17 protein-coding genes are annotated in these 20,911 nt (G+C 69.4%); 7 read left to right on the forward strand and 10 right to left on the reverse strand.

Features of this window, described 5'->3' with window-relative positions:
- Window positions 1-18 precede the first annotated feature (18 nt).
- The gene (locus G579_RS18395; RefSeq protein WP_051181667.1) at window positions 19-705 is read right to left on the reverse strand and encodes a rhodanese-like domain-containing protein; all 687 of its coding nucleotides are present in this window, start codon (window positions 703-705) and stop codon (window positions 19-21) included.
- A 289-nt stretch (window positions 706-994) separates the two neighbouring features.
- Between G579_RS18395 and G579_RS17710 the strand changes: the two genes are divergently transcribed.
- Window positions 995-2,698, forward strand: a complete 1,704-nt coding sequence (locus tag G579_RS17710) for a hypothetical protein (protein WP_051181670.1) — start codon at window positions 995-997, stop codon at window positions 2,696-2,698.
- 258 nt (window positions 2,699-2,956) lie between these two features.
- On the opposite strand, the gene G579_RS0113395 is transcribed toward G579_RS17710, so the two are convergent.
- Complete coding sequence (locus tag G579_RS0113395) at window positions 2,957-3,700, reverse strand: ankyrin repeat domain-containing protein (RefSeq protein WP_051181672.1); 744 nt, start codon at window positions 3,698-3,700, stop codon at window positions 2,957-2,959.
- Window positions 3,701-3,770: 70 nt separating this feature from the next.
- Entirely contained in the window at window positions 3,771-4,181 is a 411-nt protein-coding gene (gene arfB, locus G579_RS0113400; protein WP_028990571.1) for an alternative ribosome rescue aminoacyl-tRNA hydrolase ArfB, read from the reverse strand.
- A gap of 134 nt (window positions 4,182-4,315) precedes the next feature.
- Here arfB and msrB point away from each other — a divergent pair, with 134 nt between their 5' ends.
- Entirely contained in the window at window positions 4,316-4,708 is a 393-nt protein-coding gene (gene msrB / locus G579_RS0113405; protein WP_028990572.1) for a peptide-methionine (R)-S-oxide reductase MsrB, read from the forward strand.
- Between the two features lie 22 nt (window positions 4,709-4,730).
- Entirely contained in the window at window positions 4,731-4,913 is a 183-nt protein-coding gene (locus G579_RS0113410) for a SlyX family protein (RefSeq protein ID WP_028990573.1), read from the forward strand.
- 95 nt (window positions 4,914-5,008) lie between these two features.
- Here the strand turns inward: G579_RS0113410 and G579_RS0113415 are convergent, their stop codons facing one another.
- From G579_RS0113415 to recQ, 4 genes are all read right to left on the reverse strand, one after another.
- Window positions 5,009-5,557, reverse strand: a complete 549-nt coding sequence (locus G579_RS0113415) for a peroxiredoxin (protein ID WP_038020100.1) — start codon at window positions 5,555-5,557, stop codon at window positions 5,009-5,011.
- Window positions 5,558-5,565: 8 nt separating this feature from the next.
- Entirely contained in the window at window positions 5,566-5,736 is a 171-nt protein-coding gene (locus G579_RS19105; protein WP_155989883.1) for a hypothetical protein, read from the reverse strand.
- A gap of 174 nt (window positions 5,737-5,910) precedes the next feature.
- Window positions 5,911-6,405: an Rsd/AlgQ family anti-sigma factor gene (locus tag G579_RS0113425; protein WP_028990575.1), complete on the reverse strand. Its 495-nt coding sequence runs from the start codon at window positions 6,403-6,405 to the stop codon at window positions 5,911-5,913.
- A gap of 577 nt (window positions 6,406-6,982) precedes the next feature.
- Window positions 6,983-8,779, reverse strand: coding sequence for a DNA helicase RecQ (gene recQ / locus G579_RS0113430; protein WP_028990576.1), 1,797 nt, complete (start codon window positions 8,777-8,779; stop codon window positions 6,983-6,985).
- A gap of 142 nt (window positions 8,780-8,921) precedes the next feature.
- Here recQ and G579_RS0113435 point away from each other — a divergent pair, with 142 nt between their 5' ends.
- From G579_RS0113435 to tal, 4 genes are all read left to right on the forward strand, one after another.
- Window positions 8,922-9,947 (forward strand): class I fructose-bisphosphate aldolase, encoded by a 1,026-nt coding sequence (locus tag G579_RS0113435; protein ID WP_028990577.1) that lies wholly within the window; start codon window positions 8,922-8,924, stop codon window positions 9,945-9,947.
- 26 nt (window positions 9,948-9,973) lie between these two features.
- Complete coding sequence (locus G579_RS0113440) at window positions 9,974-10,717, forward strand: alpha/beta fold hydrolase (protein ID WP_211218752.1); 744 nt, start codon at window positions 9,974-9,976, stop codon at window positions 10,715-10,717.
- Between the two features lie 106 nt (window positions 10,718-10,823).
- On the forward strand, window positions 10,824-12,857 hold the full coding sequence (gene tkt, locus G579_RS0113445; protein WP_028990579.1) for a transketolase: 2,034 nt from the start codon (window positions 10,824-10,826) through the stop codon (window positions 12,855-12,857).
- Between the two features lie 27 nt (window positions 12,858-12,884).
- Window positions 12,885-14,054 carry a transaldolase gene (gene tal, locus G579_RS17715; protein WP_051181675.1) on the forward strand — a complete coding sequence of 390 codons (1,170 nt, stop codon included), beginning with the start codon at window positions 12,885-12,887 and terminating at the stop codon, window positions 14,052-14,054.
- A gap of 247 nt (window positions 14,055-14,301) precedes the next feature.
- Here the strand turns inward: tal and G579_RS19380 are convergent, their stop codons facing one another.
- The 3 genes from G579_RS19380 to G579_RS18400 form a co-directional block, all read right to left on the reverse strand.
- Window positions 14,302-15,951, reverse strand: coding sequence for a sensor histidine kinase (locus G579_RS19380; RefSeq protein ID WP_051181676.1), 1,650 nt, complete (start codon window positions 15,949-15,951; stop codon window positions 14,302-14,304).
- 8 nt (window positions 15,952-15,959) lie between these two features.
- Window positions 15,960-17,066, reverse strand: coding sequence for an acyl-CoA dehydrogenase family protein (locus G579_RS0113460; protein ID WP_211218753.1), 1,107 nt, complete (start codon window positions 17,064-17,066; stop codon window positions 15,960-15,962).
- Between the two features lie 297 nt (window positions 17,067-17,363).
- Window positions 17,364-20,891: a PAS domain S-box protein gene (locus G579_RS18400; RefSeq protein ID WP_081662807.1), complete on the reverse strand. Its 3,528-nt coding sequence runs from the start codon at window positions 20,889-20,891 to the stop codon at window positions 17,364-17,366.
- Window positions 20,892-20,911: the final 20 nt, after the last annotated feature.

A 20,911-nucleotide genomic window follows, 5' to 3' on the forward strand; every position in this document is an offset into this window, starting at 1 on the left:
CCGCGGGCCCCTGGCAGGCTAACGCTGGTAGTAGAGGTGGATGTAGGGCTGGTAGAGCAGTTGCGGGATGAGGCGGGTGGAGTAGGGGAGTTCCTGGTAGTTTTTCCAGCCGTCCTTGTCCGCGTCGGTGAGCTGGCCGTCGTGGTTGACGTCGAGCAGGTGGTTGGCGGTATCCACCTTGTAGTTGCCTTCGAAGCCTTCCCAGATGTTGCGCACCTTTTTGTAGCCCGGCACCTTGCCCTGGTATTCGGGAATGTAGCGGCCGGGGTCGGCGAGGATGTTGGCGGCGAGCACGCTGCGGTGGCCGGTGCGGCAGAGGGTGAGGATGGGAGTGTCGCGGTCCGGGATGCGCGAGGCCACGGTGTCGAAGAAGGTCTTGGGGTTCTGGGCGATGTATTGCGGGTCCTTGGTGTTGGTGGTGTTGATGTGCGGGTAGGGGATGTTGAGGGCCATGTCGGGGTGGCCGGCCACGTACTCGGGAATGGTGCGCACGTCGATGAGCACGGCGTTGCGGAACGCGTCGCGGCTGACGTTGCCGCGGTCGTAGTGCGTGAGCAGGAAAGCCTTGGCGGCGCTGATTTCGGAGTGATAGTAGCGCTCCAGGCCGTAGCGGTTGCCGTAGCTCGGGTCGGCGGCCAGGGCCGTGCTGGCGGCCAGCAGGGTGACGGCACAGAATGCGGCGCGGGTTGGGGCTCGGGTGTTCATGGGGCTTCCTCCACGGGTGTTGTAGTGAACAGGACCGTGCACTCGCAAGCTGCTGTTTTGGCTGTGTTTTGTTGGGCAGCATACTATGGAGTGTAGACGCCGGCAGGGGCTTGGCTATGCGCCGATGGTCGTAGCATGGGACCTTGGGCGCTGGATTTCTCGGGACGGGTCTTTTGGGCGCTTTCGGCGCTTGCCGGCTTCTGGTAAGTAGATGAAGTATTGGCCCTCACCCGGCCCGCGCCCGGCGGGAGCCGGGGAAAGCCTCTGCCGCTTGCCCAACAGGTGCTTGATGCTCATCTACCGCGAAGCGGATCGCCCGGGGCGGCCCGCCCTCTTGCTGGCGCAACTGGCCGACCGGCTGCAACGGTTGGCCGGGGGCGGGGCGTGTCCGCATGCCGCGCTGGTGGAACTGCTTATCGACTTCGGCGAGCTGGAGTCGGCGGTGGCCGATGCCGCGTGTCCGGCCGAGGACGAGCTGCTGCCGCTGCTGGATGGCTTCGGGCAGCTCAGCGTGATGCTGGGGCGGCTGTTCTGGCAATCGTGGCGGCAGGGGCTGGACGGCGCCGCGCTCGCGCCGCTGGCACCGGCGCTGGAGCGGCTGGGCGCGGCGGCGCTGCCGGAGGCGGTGAGGCTGCGCGTGCCTGAGGGCTACGCCTACTATGCGCTCTATCCGGAGACCTACCTGGAGGCGGCGGAGCAGCTTCTCGCCGAGCTGCGCCCGCAGCGGGTGGTGTGCCTGGGCCTGCGCAGCATCGGCAGCAGCCTGTCGGCGGTGGTGGCGGGCACGCTGGCCATGCACGGCTGCCCGGTGCGGCGCCACACCCTGCGGCCGCACGGGCCGCCCTTCGAGCGCCGGCCCGTGCCGGGGCCGAAGCTGGCGGCGGCGCTGCGCGACTGGGCGGATGCCTATTTCCTGGTGGTGGACGAGGGGCCGGGGCTGAGCGGCTCGTCCCTGTGCGGCACGGCGGCGGCGCTGACGGCACTCGGGGTGCCGGAGGCGCGCATCGCTTTCCTGCCGAGCTGGGCGCCCGAAAGCCTGCCCTTTGCTTCGGCGGACACCCGGGCGCGCTGGCCGCGGCACCGGAAGTGGCTGGGGTCTTTCGAGGACCTGTGGCTGCGCAGCGGGCGTCTGGGGACGGCGCTGCGCGATCTCGGCGGCGGCGGCTGGCGCGCCGTGTTGTACGAAAACGAGGCGGCGCAGCCGGCGGTGCAGCCGCAGCACGAGCGGCGCAAGTATCTGGGAGCGGAGGGCGGTGTGCTGCTCAAGTTCGCCGGCCTGGGCCGCTACGGGGCGGCGAAGCGCGAGCTGGCGGAGCGGCTGGCGGCGGCCGGCTTCGCGCCGCCCGTGCAGGATCTGCGCGACGGCTTTCTGGTGTCGGACTTCGTGCCCGGCCGGCCGCTGGCGGCCGCGGATCTGGACAGCGAGCTGCTCAATGCGGCGCTGCGCTACCTGGACTTTCGCCGGCGCGCGCTGCCCGCCGCGCGCACGGTGGACTTCGAGGCACTTTGCGAGATGATCTCGGTGAACGCGGCCGAAGGGCTGGGGGCGGACTGGCGGGCGCGGCTGGCGCCCCTGGCGCGCTATCGCAGGCAGGTGGAAGCGGCGGCGCCGGTGGCCGTGGACGGGCGCATGCTGCCGCACGAGTGGCTGCGCACGGCGCGCGGCTATCTCAAGACCGATGGCGTGGACCACCACGACGACCACTTCCTGCCGGGCGCCCAGGACATCGCCTGGGATGTGGCGGGCTTCGCCGTGGAGTTCGGGCTCGGCGAGCCCGTGCTGCGGGATTTCGTGCAGCAGCTCGCGGCGCGGGCCGGGGATGGCGCCCTGGCGGCGCGCCTGCCGTTCTACCGGGTGGCCTACCTGGCCTTTCGCCTGGGCTATGCGCAGATGGCGGCCGGGGCGCTGGGCGGGACGCCGGATGGAGCGCGCATGGCGGCGTTGGCGCGGCGCTACGGGGGGCTGCTCCGGCAGGCCGTCGCCCGCCTGTGAGGCCGCTTTCTCGGTGCCGGGGTGGGCAACGCAGTGCTGAGGCCACCGTGATCGCGGGCAAGCCCGCTCCTACACCCAAACGCCACATTCCGTTGCAGGGACGGCCATGCAGCGGGTGGCCGAGCTGAACAAGCCCGCTCGTCACCCAAACGCCGCATCCCGTTGTAGGAGCGAGCTTGCTCGCGATTTTGCCGCCATCGGCACCGTGATTACGGGCAAATCCGCTCCTGCGGAGGCGCGATTGCGGCCAGCCCTGGCTCACTGGACTGCGCCGGCCTGCCTGAGCAGCTGCACCATGACGGCATTGCGCTTGCGCTGGGCCAACTGCAGGGCCGTGGTGCCGTCCTTGGCGCTGGCGTTCGCGTCGGCGCCGGCGCTCAGCAGGGCCTGGGCGGTGTCGGTGCGGCCGAAGGCGGCGGCGTAGAGCAGGGCGGGCCAGCCGCCCACGTCGGCGGCGTGGACGTCGGCGCCGCGGGCGAGCAGCAGCCGGACGATTTCCACGTGGCCGCCGTAGGCGGCCAGCATGAGCGGCGTGGTGCCGTTGCGGTTCTTGACGTTCACGTCGGCGCCGCGCTGCAGCAGCGCCTGCACCAGTTCGAGCTGGCCCTTGCGCGCGGCGATGGTCAGCGCGGTGGCATTGTCGTTGTTGCGGACGTTGGGATCGGCGCCGCCGTCCAGCAGCAGGCGGGCGATGTCCGGGCGGTCCTGCATGGCCGCGTACATGAGGGCGGTGAGGCCGTAGGCGGCCTGGGCGTTGGGATCGGCGCCGGCGCCCAGCAGGGCGCGCACCAGCTCGCCGTGGCCGCCGGCGGCGGCAAAGATGAGCGGCGTCCCGCCGCCCAGGCGGGCGTTGACGTCCGCCCCCTGGGACAACAGGTCTCGTGCGGCGGCGCTGTCCCCGCGCCGGGCGGCGTTGATGAGCTCCGGGTCGAGCGGGGTGAAGCCGGTCAGGAGGAGACAGGCGCCGGCCAGCAGCAGGCCGTGCTTGAATTTGTCCATCATGGTGTGTGCTTTCCTTCGAACAGGGTTCCGGCCGGGTCAGCCCGGGGGAGTGATCCGGCCACGTGCGCCGCTAGCCGTCCGCGCGCAGGCGCTTGATCTCGCCGCGCCGGCGCTTGGCTTCCAGCCGGCGCCGCCGCGATGCCGCGGTCGGCCGGGTCGGGCGGCGCGGCTTGGGCGCTTCGGCGGCCCGGCGGAGCAGGTCGAGCAGCCGCGCCATGGCGTCTTCGCGGTTGCGTTCCTGGGTGCGGAAGCGCCGGGCGTCGATGATCAGCTCGCCGGCGGTGCTCAGCCGCCGGCCGGCCAGGCGCAGGAGCCGGGCGCGCACGTCCTCGGGCAGGGAGGGTGAGCGGGCGGCGTCGAAGCGCAACTGCACGGCGGTGGCGACCTTGTTGACGTTTTGGCCGCCGGGGCCCGAGGCGCGCACGAAGTACAGGCGGATTTCATTTTCATCGAGGGTGATGTCGGGCGTGACCTGGATCATGGATTCAGCTTACGCGCCGGCTCGCGCGGGCTCAAGCGCCAGGCAACCAAAGCCGGCAAATGGGGTCGGAGTGCATAGGGGCCGCGCGGGCGCGGCCCGGCCGAGCGCAGTCGAACGTCACAGAGGAGAGCGGCATGGCGAAGATCCACAAATCCGACGAGGAATGGAAGGCGCAACTGACGCCGGAACAATACTACATCACCCGCCAGGGCGGCACCGAGCCGGCCTTCACCGGGCGCTACTGCCGGCACAAGGACACGGGCGTCTATCACTGCGTGAACTGCGGCGCGCCGCTGTTCAGCTCCGCGCAGAAGTTCGATTCGGGCACGGGCTGGCCCAGCTACTGGGCGCCGGTGGCGCCGGCGGCGGTGGAGATGCGGGATGATTACAGTCTGGGCATGCACCGGGTGGAGGTGAACTGCGCCAATTGCGGCGCGCACCTGGGTCACGTCTTCGACGACGGCCCCGAGCCCACCGGACTGCGCTACTGCATCAACTCCGCCGCCCTGGAGTTCGAGGGCGATTGACAGGAATGGCGAGGAGGCAGCCATGGAAGAACGTCTGGTCGAGCTGGAAACGCGCGTGGCCTTTCAGGAGAACACGCTTCAGGAGCTCAACGATGTAGTGGTCAGGCAACAGCAGCAGATCGATCAACTCAAAAGCGATCTGGAGACGATCCGGGTGCAGGTCCTGGCCTTGACGCCGGCGTCCTTGGAGGAGAATCCGGCGTAGGGGGCGCGGCGCGTGGTGTAATCGCGAGCCAGCTCGCTCCCACGGCTTCGGCGGCCGGCGCGGCGGATTGGTTGGCGAGTGCCGCGCCGCCCGGGCTAGGGCCGGGGGGCGTGGCCCTGCTGCAGGGCGCGCAGGTCCGCGATGATTTCCTGGCTGTGGCGGTCCGGCGCGACCTTGCGGTAGATGCGGGCGAGGCGGCCGGCGGGGTCGATGAGGAAGCTGCGGCGCTTGGCGAACTTGATGGGACCGAGGGACCAGAGGGAAGCGTAGGCCCGGGCCGTGTTGCCGCCGGGATCGGCCAGGAGCGGGAAAGGCAGCTGGTGCTTGGCGGCGAAGCGGGCGTGGCTGTCGCTGTCGTCCAGGCTGACGCCGAGGACCACGGCGCCGAGCGCAAGCAGGGCGTGCAGGTCGTCGCGGAAGCGGCAGGCCTCGCGGGTGCAGCCGGGGGTGTCGTCCTTGGGGTAGAAGTAGAGGACCACCCAGTGGCCGCGCTGGTCGGCCAGGCGCTGCACCTGGCCGTGCTGATCGCGCAGGGCGAAATCGGGCGCCGGCTGGCCGGGGGCCAGGGGAGCGGCCCGGGCGGTGGACAGCGGCAGGAAGGCCAGCAGAGCGGCGCAGATCCAGGCGGCGCTGTCCGTGGCCATGGCCGCCCTCAGTTGCGCGCGGACACCCGCGGGGCGCGGGGGAAGGGGATCAGCTTGCAGGAAACCGGCTCCACCGCGACCAGGTGCCGCCGGGCCATGTCGCCCAGGCTCACGCCTTTGTAGTGCCGGGAACGCTTTGCTCGGAAAATGCGCTGCCAAAACTGCCGCAAGACTTTCATTACTGCTTACCTTCTTGACAAGTGACGTGGACGACGATGGCGCCCTGGCGGGGCGCCGGTAAAGGGATGGGAGCGTCAGCGGGGAGATGATTCGATCCTGCGAACGAGCCGATCCGGATGCTTAAAGACCGGGCCGCGGGCGTGAAGTTCAACATACCCGGGCGTTGGACGGGATTACGCCATGGCGCTCTGGCGCAGGTCGCAAGTGCGGCACAGCGCCCGGGCCAATTGATCCTCCAGTTCGATGCGCCAGGCCAGCGCCTCGCCGAGCCGGGACAGATCCTCCTGCAGCTCGTCGGTGATGGGGCAGTGGTCGCCGCAGTTGTATTTGTCGTTGAAATCCAGCGCGATTTCGGTGGTCTCGGCGAGACCGGGATAGAGGCGCGCCGCCAGATCCAGGAGCTCCTGCGGGGCGTCCTGGGCATGCACGGCCTGCTCGTAGAGGCTGAAGTGGCCGGCGGCGATGTAATCCACCAGCACTTGGCAGAATTCCTGCAGCACTTTGGCGGGATCAGCCGCCTGGCGGCCGTCGGCGTAGGGTTCCAGGCCGGCTGCCCGGCAGAAGAGGACCAACGTTTCGTTGCGCTCGGCAATCAGCTTGCGCACCAGGGCCCGGGCGGGGGAATTGCGGTCTGCGGTGTCGACGAAGTCGTCGCTGGGCGTCGCCATGGGGAGTTCCTCGCTTACTACTTAAGTCGGACTATACCCTTTTCCGGGGCGTTTGTTAACGGGTTTTGGGGCGGGGAAATTGGGCTGAGCGGGCGAGGTGAAGGGGGTTGCCCGACCGTCGGTGAGATTGCCGCTCATGGCGTTCGTTCCCGGTGGTTGTGCAGCGCAGCAGCGAGCTGGCTTGCGATTGAGCGGCGGCCGAGGGGCGGAACGGCAAACCCCGACACCCAACACCCTAAAACCTGTTGGGCTTCGCGGTGCTCAGCCCAACCTACCCACTGGCCCACGGTGCCGGGGCGGTCAAGTTGGCGAATCGCGAGCGAGCTCGCTCCTACGGCCGGTGGCGACAGCGCCACCCATGGGCACTGTCCGGGCGCCCCTTGGCTCTCACCCGGCGGGAGCGGGTACTCGGGGCGGCTGAGGTGCCGTGCCAAGCCTGGCGGGCTGGCATCGCAAGTTGTAGGAGCGAGCTTGCTCGCGATCAACCGTGTGGCCAGCGAGCCATCGCGGGCGAGACCGCTTCTACTCCAAAACCGTTGGGCGCCGCCCCCAACCCACCCAAAACCAACCCAACCCCTCACTCATACCCCCGAATCACCTCCAGAAAATCCGCTCCGTACATTTCCAGCTTGTGTTCGCCGATGCCGGAGAGCTGGCCGAGCCGGGTCAGGGTTTGGGGGCGGTGCTCGACCATTTCCATGAGGGTGGCGTCGTGGAAGATGACGTAGGGCGGCACACCCTGCTCGTCGGCCAGCTCGCGGCGGCGCCGGCGCAGGGCCTCCCAGAGGGCTTCGTCGGCGGGGTTGTCGAAGCGGGAGACGCGGCGGGTGCTGCGGGCTTTGGGACGCTTGCTTTCCTTGCGCAGCCGCAGGCGCTGCTCGCCGGTGAGCACCGGGCGGCAGGCTTCGGTCAGGCGCAGGGAACCGTAGCCTTCCGTGTCCACGGTCAGGAAGCCCAGGGCCACGAGCTGGCGGAACACGGAGCGCCACTGGGCGGCATCCAGCTCCTTGCCGATGCCGAAGGTGCTCAGGCGCTGGTGGCCGAGGCTGCGGATGCGCTCGTTGTCCTTGCCCTGCAGCACCTCGATCAGATGCGTGACGCCGAAGCGCTGGCCGGTGCGGTAGACGCAGGACAGGGCCATCTGCGCCGCCTCGGTGCCGTCCCAGGTCTCCACCGGCTCCAGGCAGGTGTCGCAGTTGCCGCAGGGCGCCGGGCGCTCGTCGCCGAAGTAGGCCAGTAGCACCTGGCGGCGGCAGGTGGTCACTTCGCAGTAGCCCAGCATGGCCTCCAGCTTGCTGCGTTCCACCCGCTTGCGCGCCTCGCCCGCCTCGGAGGCTTCCAGCATCTGGCGCAGGGTGATGACGTCCTGCAGGCCGTAGGCCATCCAGGCGTCGGCGGGCAGGCCGTCGCGGCCGGCGCGGCCGGTTTCCTGGTAGTAGGCCTCCAGGCTCTTGGGCAGGTCCAGGTGGGCGACGAAGCGCACGTTGGGCTTGTCGATGCCCATACCGAAGGCGATGGTGGCGACCATGACGATGCCTTCTTCCTTGAGGAAGCGGTCCTGGTGGCGCTGGCGCAGCTCGGCGGACAGGCCGGCGTGGTAGGGCAGGGCGTCCCAGCCCTTGGCGCGCAGCCATTCGGCGGTTTCCTCCACCTTCTTGCGCGACAGGCAGTAGACGATGCCGGCATCGCCGCGGTGCTCGCTTTCCAGGAAGCGCAGCAGCTGCTCGCGGGCATTCTGCTTCTGGGTGACGCGGTAGCGGATGTTGGGGCGGTCGAAGCCGCTGATGAAAAAACGCGCCTCCTCCAGGGCCAGCTTCTGGATGATCTCTTTGCGGGTGGGCTCGTCGGCGGTGGCGGTCAGGGCGATGCGCGGCACCTGGGGGAAGTGCTCGTGCAGCACGGTGAGTTGGTGGTACTCCGGGCGGAAGTCGTGGCCCCACTGGGACACGCAGTGGGCTTCGTCGATGGCGAAGAGGGCGAGCCGGGCGCGCTTGAGGAGATTGAGCGTTCGCGGCGTCAGCAGCCGCTCGGGCGCCACGTAGAGCAGGTCCAGCTCGCCTTGCAGGAGCTGCCGTTCCACCTGCTGGGCGGTCTGGGCGTCCTGGGTGGAGTTGAGATAGGCGGCGCGCACGCCCGACTGCAGCAGGGCGCTGACCTGGTCCTGCATGAGGGCGATGAGCGGCGACACGACGATGCCGGTGCCCGGCCGCACCAGGGCCGGGATCTGGTAGCACAGCGACTTGCCGCCGCCGGTGGGCATGAGCACCAGGGCGTCGCCGCCGTCGATGAGGTGGCGGATCACCTCTTCCTGCTGGGCGCGAAAACGGTCGTAGCCAAAGACGGTGTGGAGGGCGTGCAGGGCGGGGTCTTGCATAGGTGCATTCTGCCCGAATCGCGGGCATCTGTCATGGGGCAGGGCGGCTCGGACCTAAGTCGCGGGCCGCTCAATTTTGACCGGTCCGGCCGGTCTAAGGGACGCGGGGTTCGACCGCGCAAGCCGGTTCAGGAGGGCTGCCATGTCCATTCAGGAACTCGAAGCCACCGTGGCGGCGCTGACCGCGCCGGGCAAGGGCATTCTGGCCGCCGACGAAAGCTTCGGCACCATCGAGAAGCGCTTCCGGAAGATCAACGTCCCTTCCACCGAGGAGAACCGCCGCAGCTACCGGGAGATGCTGTTCTCCACGCCGGGCCTGGGCGAGTTCATCGGCGGGGTGATCCTCTTCGACGAAACCCTCCGGCAGCGCGGCAGCGACGGCACGCCCATCCCGCAGCTCCTGCGAGCCCAGGGCATCGTGCCGGGCATCAAGGTGGACAAGGGCACGGTGCCGCTGCCCAACTTCCCCGACGAGGTGGTGACCCAGGGCCTGGACGGCTTGGCCGAGCGGCTGGCCGAGTACCGGTACCTGGGCGCGCGCTTTGCCAAATGGCGCGCGGTGCTGCGCATCGGCGCGGGCATGCCGAGCCGGCGCTGCATCACGGAGAATGCCAACGCCCTCGCGCGCTACGCCGCCATCTGCCAAGCCCAGGGACTGGTGCCCATCGTGGAGCCGGAGGTGCTCATCGACGGCGATCACAGTTTCGCCAGCGCCGCGCAGGTGACCGAAGACGTGCTGCACCAGGTTTTTCATGCCCTGCACGAGCAGCGCGTGACGCTGGAGCTGATGCTGCTGAAGCCCAGCATGGTGGTGCCGGGGGCCGATTCGGGGGAGAGCGTTTCGGCGGAGGCGGTGGCGAGCGCCACCCTGGCCTGCCTGCGGCGCGCGGTGCCGGCGGCGGTGCCGGGGATTTTCTTCCTGTCCGGCGGCCAGGGCAACGAGGAGGCCACCGCGCATCTGAACGCCATCAACGTCCAGGCCGGCCAAGCCGGCCAGGCACCGTGGGTGCTGAGCTTCTCCTACGCCCGCGCGCTGCAGGCGCCGGCGCTGGAGGCCTGGCGCGGCGAGGCGGCCAACCGGGAGGCGGCGCAACGGGTCCTGCATCAGCGGGCGCGGCTCAACAGCCTGGCGCGCCAGGGCCGCTACAGCGCGGCGCTGGAACAATAGCGCAGCCGGTGCGGGATGAGCGGGGCGTGCTCACCGGCCGCTGGACGCGGCTGCCGGGCGGCCTGCTCTATGCCCGCGCCAGCCTGAGCCCGCCCCCGGCGGCGCCGGTGGTGGTGCTGGTGCATGGCCTGGTGGTGTCCAGCCGCTACCTGCTGCCCACCGCCGCGCGGCTCGCGCCCCGTTGCCAGGTGCAGGCGCCGGATCTGCCGGGCTTCGGCAGGAGCTACAAGCCATGGCCGGTGCTCGATCTGGCGCAACTGGCCGACGCATTGGCGCAGTGGCTGGACGCCCTGGCCATCCCGCGCGCCCACTGGATCGGCAACTCCTTCGGCTGCCAGGTGCTGGCCGAATTCGCCTTGCGCCACCCGCGGCGGGTGGAGCGGCTGGTCCTCTTGAGCCCCACCGTGGACCCGGCTGCGCGCAGCTACGGTCGGCAACTCAGTCGTTTGCTGCGCGACACCCTGCGGGAGCCGCCCTCGCTCGGCGGGATCCTCCTGCGCGACCTGGCGGCCATGGGGGTGCAACGCGCCTGGGCGACGGCCGCGCTGGCCCTGGCCGACCGCATCGAGGACAAGCTGCCGCTGATCCAGGCGCCGACCCTGGTCGTGCGCGGCGGCAATGATCCGGTGGTGCCGCAGCGTTGGGCGGCGCAAGCGGCCCGGCTCCTGCCCCATGGCGAACTGGCGGTATTGCCGGGACGGGGGCATGCCCTGAACTACAACGCGCCCGAGGCGCTGGTACGCCTGCTGCGCCCCTTCCTTGGGCTGTGAGCGCGGCAGGAAACTTTTCCCCGGACGGCCGTCCTAAAGGGATAAGGCTGGCGGCCGCCAGCCGGCCACGCCGATCCGGCGCAGCAGGAGTCGCAGAGGTTCGCCCATGAACGACAAGGCCACGCCGCAGACAGCGGAATCCCTCGATGCGCTTTCCATCAACACCATCCGCACCCTGGCCATGGACGCGGTGCAGCAGGCGAAGTCCGGCCACCCCGGCACGCCCATGGCCTTGGCGCCGGCCGCTTACGTGCTGTGGACGCGCTATCTGCGCCACAACCCCCGCAACCCGCGCTGGTTCGACCGCGACCGCTTCGTGCTGTCCAACGGCCACGCCTCCATGCTGCTCTACGCCCTGCTGCATCTGACCGGCTACGATCTGTCCCTGGACGAGCTCAAGCGCTTTCGCCAGTGGGGCAGCAAGACGCCCGGCCACCCGGAGTACGGCGTCACCCCGGGCGTGGAGACCACCACCGGTCCCCTGGGCCAGGGCTTCATGAACGCGGTGGGCATGGCCATCGCCGAGGCCCATCTGGGTGCGGTCTTCAATCAGTCCGGCCAAGCCATCGTCGATCATCACACCTACGTCTTCCTGAGCGACGGCGACCTGATGGAGGGCGCCTCCCACGAGGCCGCGTCCCTGGCCGGCCACCTGGGCTTGGGCAAGCTCATCTGCCTCTATGACGACAATCACATTTCCATCGAGGGCGACACGGACCTGGCCTTTTCCGACGACACCGCGCGCCGCTTCGAGGGCTACCACTGGCACGTGCAGGATCTGGGCGAACGGGCCAACGATCTCGACGTCCTGGACGCCGCCTTCGCGGCCGCCCGCCAGGAGACGGCGCGGCCTTCGCTCATCATCGTCCGCTCCCACATCGCCTACGGCGCCCCCAACGCCCAGGACACCGCCGAGGCTCACGGCGCGCCCCTGGGCGAGGAGGAGATCCGCCTGGCCAAGCGCCATTACGGCTGGCCCGAGCACGAGAAGTTCCTGGTGCCGGAAGCCGTGGCGGCGCACATGGGCCAGGCGGTGGCGCGCGGCGCCGAGTGGGAGCGGGCCTGGCACGAGCGGCTGGCGGCCTACCGGGCGGCGCATCCGGGCCTGGCCAAGCAGTTCGAGGCGGCCCTGCGCGGCGAGCCGCCGGCCGACTGGGACGAGGCGATTCCCGGCTTCGCGCCGGCGGACGGCCCGGTGGCCACGCGCGTGGCCTCGGGCAAGGTGCTCAACGCCATCGCCGGGCGCCTCCCCTGGCTCATGGGCGGCAGCGGCGATCTGGCGCCGTCCACCAACACCCTGATCAAGGGCGGCGGCGATTTCGAGAAGGGGCAGTATGCCGGGCGCAATCTGCATTGGGGCGTGCGCGAGCACGTCATGTGCGCCGCCAGCAACGGCATGGCCCTGCACGGCGGCGTGCGGCCCTACGCCGCCACCTTCCTGATCTTCACCGACTATGCGCGCCCGGCCATCCGTCTGGCGGCGCTCATGGAGCTGCCGGTGATCTACGTGATGACCCATGACTCCATCGGCCTCGGCGAGGACGGCCCCACCCACCAGCCGATCGAGCAGCTCGCCTCGCTGCGCGCCATCCCGCACCTGTGCGTCATCCGCCCCGCCGATGCCAACGAGACGGCCTACGCCTGGCGCGCCGCCATCGAGCGCCGGCAGGGGCCGACCCTGCTGGCGCTGACTCGCCAGACGCTGCCCGTCTTCGACCGGCGCAAGGTTGCCGGCGCGGCGGGCGTGCTGCAGGGCGCCTATATTCTTGCCAAGGAGCCCTGGCAGACGCCCGATCTCATCCTGCTGGCCAGCGGCTCCGAGGTGCACCTGATCCTGGAGGCCCAGGCCCGGCTCGCCGCCGAGGACATCCACGCGCGCGTGGTCAGCATGCCGAGCTGGGAACTGTTCCGCCAGCAGCCGCGGCGCTATCGCGACGAGATCCTGCCGCCGGCGGTGAAAGCGCGGCTGGCGGTGGAGGCGGCGGCGCCGCTGGGCTGGTGCGAGTGGGTCGGCGATGCCGGCGCCGTGATCGGCATGGACCGCTTCGGCGCCAGCGCGCCCTACCAGGAGAACTTCAGGCATTTCGGCTTTACCGTCGATCACGTCGTCGAGCAGGCGAAAGCGCTGCTCGGCCGGTGAAGTGCCCCATCCCATAGGAGAACCGCGATGAACCCATTACTGCAATTGCTCGAACATGGCCAGAGCTACTGGCTCGATAACCTGACGCGCGGCAAGATTCGCAGCGGCGAGCTGCGCCGGCGCGTGACCGAGGAAGGTCTGCGCGGGGTAACCTCCAACCCGACCATTTTCAACAAGGCCATTTCCCAGAGCCAGGACTACGACGAGCAGATCCAGCAATTGATCGATGAGGGGCGCAGCAGCGATGAGATCTACGAAGCCCTGGTGATCCGCGACATCCAGGACGCCTGCGACGTCCTGCGCCCGGTCTACGACGAGTCGGGCGGGCTGGACGGCTACATCAGCCTGGAGGTCTCGCCGCACCACGCCCACGACACGCTGAGCTCCGTCGCCGAGGCGCGGCATCTGCACAGTGCGGTGAATCGTCCCAACCTCTTGATCAAGATTCCCGGCTCGCCCGAAGGCGTGCCGGCCATCGAGGAGCTGCTCTTCGAGGGCATCAACGTCAACGTCACCCTGCTCTTCGCCATCGACAGCTACGAAGCGGTGGCCTGGGCCTACATCCGCGCCTTGGAGCGGCGCGTCGAGATGGGCCTGCCCGTCCACAACATCGCCTCGGTGGCGAGCTTCTTCCTGAGCCGCATCGACGTCCTGGTGGACCAGCTTCTCAAGGAGCGCATGCAGTCTGGCGCGGCGCCGTCGGGCATGCGGCCGGAAGAACTGCTCGGCAAGGCCGCCGTCGCCAACGCCAAGCTGGCCTACCAGCGCTTCCGGGCGATCCTGCAAGGCGAGCGCTGGCAGGCGCTGGCGGCCCGCGGCGCGCGCGTGCAGCGCATGCTGTGGGCCAGCACCAGCACCAAGACGCCGGGCTACAGCGACGTCATGTACGTGGAGCCCCTGATCGGCCCGGATACGGTCAACACCATGCCCGACGAGACCATCGCCGCCTTCGCAGACCACGGCGTGGTGCGCGACACCGTGGCCGAGGGGGTGGACGAGGCGCAACGGATCATGGACGAGCTGGCCAGGCTCGGCATTGATTTTCGGCAGGTCACCGATCAGTTGCTGCGCGAAGGCGTGCAGAAGTTCGTCGAGCCCTACGACGCCCTCATCAAGAGCATCGACGACAAGCGCCGGGCCTTGCACGGCGCGGGCCGGACGGCATCGGCCGGCATGCGGCCGGGGGCGGGGAAGTGACGGATCGGCGCAGGCGCTGTCCGGCCTGCCGCCGGCCGTAGGAGCGAGCTTGCTCGCGATCTTGTCCCCATCGGCACAGCGGATCGCGGGCAAGCCCGCTCCTACGGACTGGGAGGCCGGCCCGCCAGGCTTGGCACGCTACCGGGTTGGCGTTCCCCGGATATCCGCTCCCTGAGGGAGCGGGCAGGGTGAGGGGGCCGTGTGGGCGTTGTCCGGTTATCCGCGCTGGCCCCGTTGCTGCCCGCGCCTACGACCCCGTTCCCCCCAGGGTGAAGTAGAAGGTGGCGCCCCGGCCGACGGCGCCTTCGGCCCAGATGCGGCCGCCGTGGCGGGCGATGATGCGCGCCACCGTGGCCAGGCCGATGCCGTGGCCCTCGAACTCGCCGGGGCTGTGCAGGCGCTGGAAGGCGCCGAAGAGCTTGTCGGCATAGGCCATGTCGAAGCCGGCGCCGTTGTCGCGCACGAAGTAGACGGGCTGGCCATCCTGCTCGCGCATGCCGAACTCGATGCGGGCATCGGCCTGCTTGCGCGTGAACTTCCAGGCATTGCCCAAGAGGTTTTCCAGGGCGATTTGCAGCAGGCGGGCGTCGCCGTGGGCGATCACATCGGGAACGATGACGACCGTCACCGGCCGCTGCGGCTGCGTGGCCCGCAGGTGCTCGGCCGCCTGCCCGGCGAGCTCGCTCAGGTTGACGGAGCGGCGGTGCATCTCGCTGTGGGTGATGCGCGACAGGTTCAAGAGGTCGTCGATCAGCTCGGCCATGCGCTGGCTGGCCCGGCGCACGCGGGCCAAATGCTCCCGGCCGGCCATGTCGAGGGCCTCGCCGTAGTCCTCCAGCAGCGCTTGGCTGAAGCCGTCGATGGCGCGCAGCGGCGCGCGCAGGTCGTGCGACACCGAATAGCTGAACGCCTCCAGCTCCCGGTTGGCGGCGGTGAGTTCGGCGGTGCGCTCCAGCACGCGCCGCTCCAGCTCCTCGTTGAGGGCCTGCATGCGGACCTGGGCGATGGCCTGTTCCAGGCGTTCGCGCTGCAGGCGCTCGCGCTCCAGGCGTTCGGAGATGTCGCGCACGATCACCGCCACGCCCATGACCAGGCCACGCCAGTCCCGCACCGCCGCCAGCGACTGCTCGACCGGCAGCACCGTGCCGTCGGCTTTCAGGTGCTCCAGTTCGCACAATACATCCTCTCCGCCGCCCAGAATCCGCTGGCGCATCCGCGCGTGCTCCTCGCGCCAGGACGGGGCGATGAGCTGTTCCACGGGCGTGCCGAGCACGTTTTCCCGGGCGATGCCGTAAAGCTGCGCGGCCGCCCGGTTCCAAAAGGTGATGCAGCCATCCAGGTCCAGGAACAGGATGGCCTCCCGCGCGTACTGGAGGATGCTGGCCAGGTACTGGCTGTCCAGCTCGCGCCGCGGCGCGGCGGTGATCGTGGGCCGGGCGGCGGGGCGGGCCATGCCGTAGGGCGAGGCGAGCTTGAGGGAGCGGCGTTTGGCCGCCCGGCTATGCGCCTCCCGGAGCAGGGCCGGCCACTGTTCCGGCTGTTCCAGCTTGAGAAAGCTCCACTGCTCGCTCAGCACGCCCATGAGGATCAGCTTTTGCCGGATCTGCGCCAAGACCCGGCTGGCGCCGAGAAAGACCAACTGCGCCTGGGGCAGCCGCTCGCGGGCGGCTTGCAGCAGCAGGGCGAGATTGACGGCGGCGTCCGCCACCTCGATCACGGCCGCATCCACCACGGCGGCGGCTGCGTGCGGCAGGGCGTGCCAGTCCGCTGCGGCGCTGAGCCGGACTCCATTGCCCAGTACCCGGTCCAGCAGCGCAAGGTGCTGCGGCGCGGCGCCCAGGAACACCACTGTGGGCAGGGCGGAGGCGTTGGCGGCGGGGGTGTCGGCGGCTGACATGGCTGCGGCTACAGAACGGGCAGGCCAAGCAGCGCACGGGCCGTCCAGCTTTTCAGCAGGTCGGTGGTGGGCGCCATGACATGGCTGGCCCGGGCGTCGCGCAGGAAGGTCCACAGAGTGCTGTTTTCCCGGTAGCCGATGCCGCCCACGCAAGTGAGCGCTTCGTTGCACACCTGCACCGCCACCTCGGCCGCGCTGGCCTTGGCCGAGAGGATGAAGGGCAGGGCGCCGGGATCGCCCAGATCGCCCCGTTCGGCGGCGTGGTAGAGGTGCAGCCTGAGCTGCTGCACCGCCGTCCACATCTCGGCGATGCGCGTCTGGATGGCGGGGATTTCCGCCAGGGACTGGCCCTTTTGGACGTGCACGCGCTCCTTGACATGATCCATGGCGAGATCCAGCGCACTCTGGGCGGCGCCCAGATAGGTGGCGGCCATGGCCATGAGAAAGTAGGGCGCGATCACGTGGAAGACGTACCAGGTCTGGTCGCCTTCCTCGCCCAGCAGGTTGGCCGCCGGCACCCGGGCGCCGTCGAGCATGGCGCTGATGGACGAGTTGCCGCGCATGCCCAGGCCGCGCCAGGTGTCCTGCCAAGCCAAGCCTGGCGTGCCGGCATCGACCACCAGGCAGCTGAACATGCCGGCGGCGGTGGCGCCCTCGGCGCTCAGGGTGGAAACGACGTAGGAATCCGCGTGTCCGCCATTGGTGACGAAGGACTTGCTGCCATCGACCCGGTACGCGTCGCCCTCGCGGGTCAGGCGCGCCGTGGGCTCGTAGAAATGCGCGCCGGTGCCCGGCTCGCTCAGGGCCAGGGTGGTGAGGTGCTCGCCGCGGGCGATGGGCAGCAGATAGCGCTCGGCCTGGGCGTCGGTGGGCTTGGCGGCGATCACCGCCGAGCCGACCACGTGCATACAGAAGCACAGGGAGGCGGAAGGGCTGATGCGGCCCAGTTCCTCGCCGAAGCGTTCGGGCACCGCCAAACCATAGAGCCCCGCCTCCGCCAGCGCCCGCATGCTGCGCCCCGGCCACTGATATTCCTCGATGGCGGGGACTTCTTCCAGCACCACCGTGCGGGCCACTTCGGCGAAGCGCCTGCGCAGATCGCTATAGTCGAACATGGTCATTGTTATTCTTCACGCGCCGTAAGCAAAGAGGCGAGGCATTTAAACTCATTCTCATTCGCGAGGCAATCGGGCGAAGTGCCCCTTGCAGATGCGGGAAATTGCTGATGCCGTGCTGGCGCCGCATGCCCGGCAGCGTAGGAGCGGGCTTGTCGGCGATCGGTTTCCGGCCGGTGCGTTATCGCGGGCCAGCCCGCTCCTACAACAACCCGGCTGCGCTCAGTAGGAGCGGGCTTGCCCGCTCCTGCATTCATGACCGCGCCGGGACTGGCTCATCCCGCCTGGCCTGGCCGCTCAGCTCGCGGCCCCCAGAGTAAAGCAGAAAGTCGCCCCCCGCTCCACCGACCCTTCGGCCCAGACGCGCCCGCCGTGGCGGGCGATGATGCGCGCCACCGTGGCCAGGCCGATGCCGGTGCCCTCGAATTCGGTGATGCCGTGCAGGCGCTGGAAGGGCTGGAAGAGCTTGCCGGCGTAGGCCATGTCGAAGCCGGCGCCGTCGTCACGCACGAAATAGCTGCGCTCCCCGGCTTCCTCCCGCGCGCCGAACTCGATGCGGGCGCGCTCATGCTTGCTGGTGAACTTCCAGGCGTTGCCCAAGAGGTTCTCCAGCACCACCTGCAACAGCCGGGGATCGCCGCGGACCTGCAGGCCGTCGGCGATAGTCCAGTCCACCCGCCGCAGTGGGGCCGATGCCTGCAGCTGAGCGGCGATCCTGCGGGCCATGTCGCTCAGATCGACGGCTTCGAACTGCATCTCGGTACGGGTCACGCGGGCCAGGTTGAGCATGGCGTCGATGAGCGCCGCCATGCGCTGGCTGGCCAGGCGGATGCGCTGCAGGCAGTCCCGGCCAGCGTCGTCCAGCCGCCCGGCGTAGTCTTCCAGCAAGATCTGGCTGAAGCCCTCCATGCCGCGCAGCGGCGTGCGCAGGTCGTGGGCCAGGGAGTAGCTGAAGGACTCCAGCTCGGCGGTGCGCTCCGCTACGCGCCGCTCCAGGCTGACGTTGAGTTCGCGGATTTCGTTTTCGATGCGCTTGCGCTCGGTGATGTCCTGGATGGTGCCGATGATCCGGCGCGGGCAGCCGCTGCCGTTCTCCTCCATGATTTCGCCCTGTACCGTCACTGTCCGCTCGCTGCCGTCCGGCAGCAGAATGCGGTAATCCACCTGCGGCAATTGGCCCTGTTCCAGCGTGGCGCCGATCACGGCTTCCACCCGGGCACGGTCGTCCGGATGCAGGCGCTCGCGCAGCACGTCCAGCGAGAACGGCTTGCCGGGTGTCAGGCCGAAGAGGCGGTACAGCTCGTCCGAGCCGCTGAGCTCGCCGCTGGCCGTATCCCAGACCCAACTGCCCAGGCGGGCGATGGCCTGCGCCCGGGCCAGGTTGGCTTGGCTTTCGCGCAACGCCTCCTGCGTCCGCTTCAAGGCGGTGATGTCCTGGGCGATGCCGATGGCGCCCAGTCCCTGGTCGGCGGGACCGCGCAGCGGCATGGCGGAGGCGAGGATGGTCCGGCGCGCACCATCGAAGCGCTCGATCTCCACCTCCTCATTGAGCACCGTTTCACCACGTGTGACGGCGCGGGCCAGGGCCCATTCCTCCGCCCGCAGACGCCGGCCGGTGCCCGGCCACCAGCCCTTGTAGACATCGAACTCGGCCACGCCCACGTGCGGGCTGTCGCCGTAGAGCGTACGCGTGGCCGGGTTGCTGCGGGTGATGCGGCCGGTCTCATCGGTGATCCAGACCGCCACCGGCAGGGTGTCCAGTACGTTTTGCAGCAGCTCCTTTTCCTGCTGCAGGGCGACTTCCATCTGCCGGCGCTCGGTCACGTCCTCGGCGGTGGCCACGATGCTCACCAGCTTGCCTTGCTCGAAGAGCGGCGCGGCGCTGAAGTTCACCAAACGCCGGGCGCCGTCCTTGCGCAGCATGGTCGCCTCGCAGTGCGAGATGCGCTCGCCGTGCACCACGATCCGCAACTGATGCTCCTGTATCCTGGCGAGCTCCTCGGGCGGAAAGAGCATGCCGAATGGCTGGCCGATCAGTTCGTGCAGGCTGTAGCCGCTGATTTCGGCAAGGGCATTGTTGGCCAGCAGAAAGCGGCTGTCCCAGTCCAGGGCGAAGATGGCGTTGCTGGCGCTTTCCAGGATCTTCTCGCGGAAGGCATAGGCGCTGCGCACCGCCTCTTCCGCCCGCTTGCGCGGCGTGATGTCCTCGATCACGGCAATCACGTAGGCGGGACTGCCGTCGGCGTGGCGCACCAGGGAGCGCGCCTTGTTGGCCCACACCACGCCGCCGTCCTTGCGCAGGTAGCGCTTCTCCCGGGTGTAGCTCTGGATCTCGCCCGACAGCAGGCGGCGCATCTGTATCATGTCCCCTTCCAGATCGTCGGGATGGGTGATTTCCATGAAGGTCATCTGCAACAATTCCTCGACGGCATAGCCGAGCGTGTCGCAGAGTTTCTGGTTCACCTGCAGGAAATTGCCCTGGGGATCGGCATGGGCCATGCCGAATGCCGCCTGGTTGAAGGTGGCGCGGAACAGCGCTTCGCTTTCGCGCAGGGTATCCTCCACGCGCTTGCGTTCACTGATGTCCTCGACCACGGCGATGCGGTACAGGGGGACACCGGCGGCATCCCGCGCCACCGACAGGGTCAGGCTGCCCCAGACCACGCCACCGTCCTTGCGCAGGTAGCGTTTTTCGCGCGTGAGCTTCTGCATTTCGCCGGCCATGAGCTGGTCGATCAGGCGGATGTCCTCCGGCAGGTCGTCGGGGTGGGTGACGTCCATGAAGGTCATCTGCAGCAGCTCGTCGGCGCGGTAGCCGAGCATGTCGCAGAGCTTCGGATTCACCCGCAGCACGCGGCCGTCGATGCCGGTGTGGGCGATGCCCACGCCGGCCTGCTCGAAGGTGGCGCGGAAGCGTTCCTCGGCCTCATGGCCCTCGCGGAAGAGCAGGGCGCTGTCCACCGCCAGGGCCACCAGATGGGCCAGGCGCTCGGCCAGGGCCGCGTCCCGCGCCCGGAAGCGCCGTGCACCGGTGAGGGTGAAGGAGACCGCGCCGATGGTGCGGCCGCGGGCGGTCAGCGGTACGGAGATGAAGGAGCGGATGCCGAAGCGCTTGATCAGGGCCCGCCGCTCCGGCTCGGGCACGGCGCTGGCCAGCAGCTCGTCGGTAATCTCCTCGACCCATTCGGTTTTGCCGGTGGCGATGGCCTTGCCGGAGCCATACAGGCCTCGCAGGTCGATGTGGTACTCCTGTTCCAGCCGCTGTGTCGTCTCCTGCTGCGCCGGGTCGCGGGCGGCCAGGGTGAGGGTGGGATGGGGCCGGCCGGGCTCGATGACGGCGATGAGGCACCAGTCGCAGAAGCGCCCGACGGCGAAGCGCGTGAAGTTGCGCAGCGCCTCGTTGTAATCCAGCGGTTCCGCCAGCAGGACGCCCGCTTCGGCGAGAAATGCCTGCTCCGCCTTCTCCATTTCGCTCTCCCGGAGCTGGCGGCGCATGCGGTCGCCCAGCCAGGTCACCAGCGCGGCCACCGCGACGAAGCTGAGCATCCGGATCAGGTCCGCGCGGTTTAGGAAGGTCAAGGTGTAGCGCGGGACCATGAGGAAGTAGTCCAGCGCCAGCACGCTCAGAACGATGGACAGCACGCCGGGCCCGAGGCCGCCCAGGAGCGCGCTCAGCACCACGGCGCCGAGAAAGAGCGGCAGCAGGTTGTAGGGGGCGATCACCGGCGCGAGCAGCAGGTTCATGAGCAGCGCCAAGGCGGTGAACGGTACGGCGAACAGGTAATTCCTCGCCGGAGCGCTATGAATTTGGCTGGTCAGGGACATGCAACCTCTAATTCCGGCTG

It is taken from the genome of Thermithiobacillus tepidarius DSM 3134 (assembly GCF_000423825.1).
Lineage (GTDB): Bacteria > Pseudomonadota > Gammaproteobacteria > Acidithiobacillales > Thermithiobacillaceae > Thermithiobacillus > Thermithiobacillus tepidarius.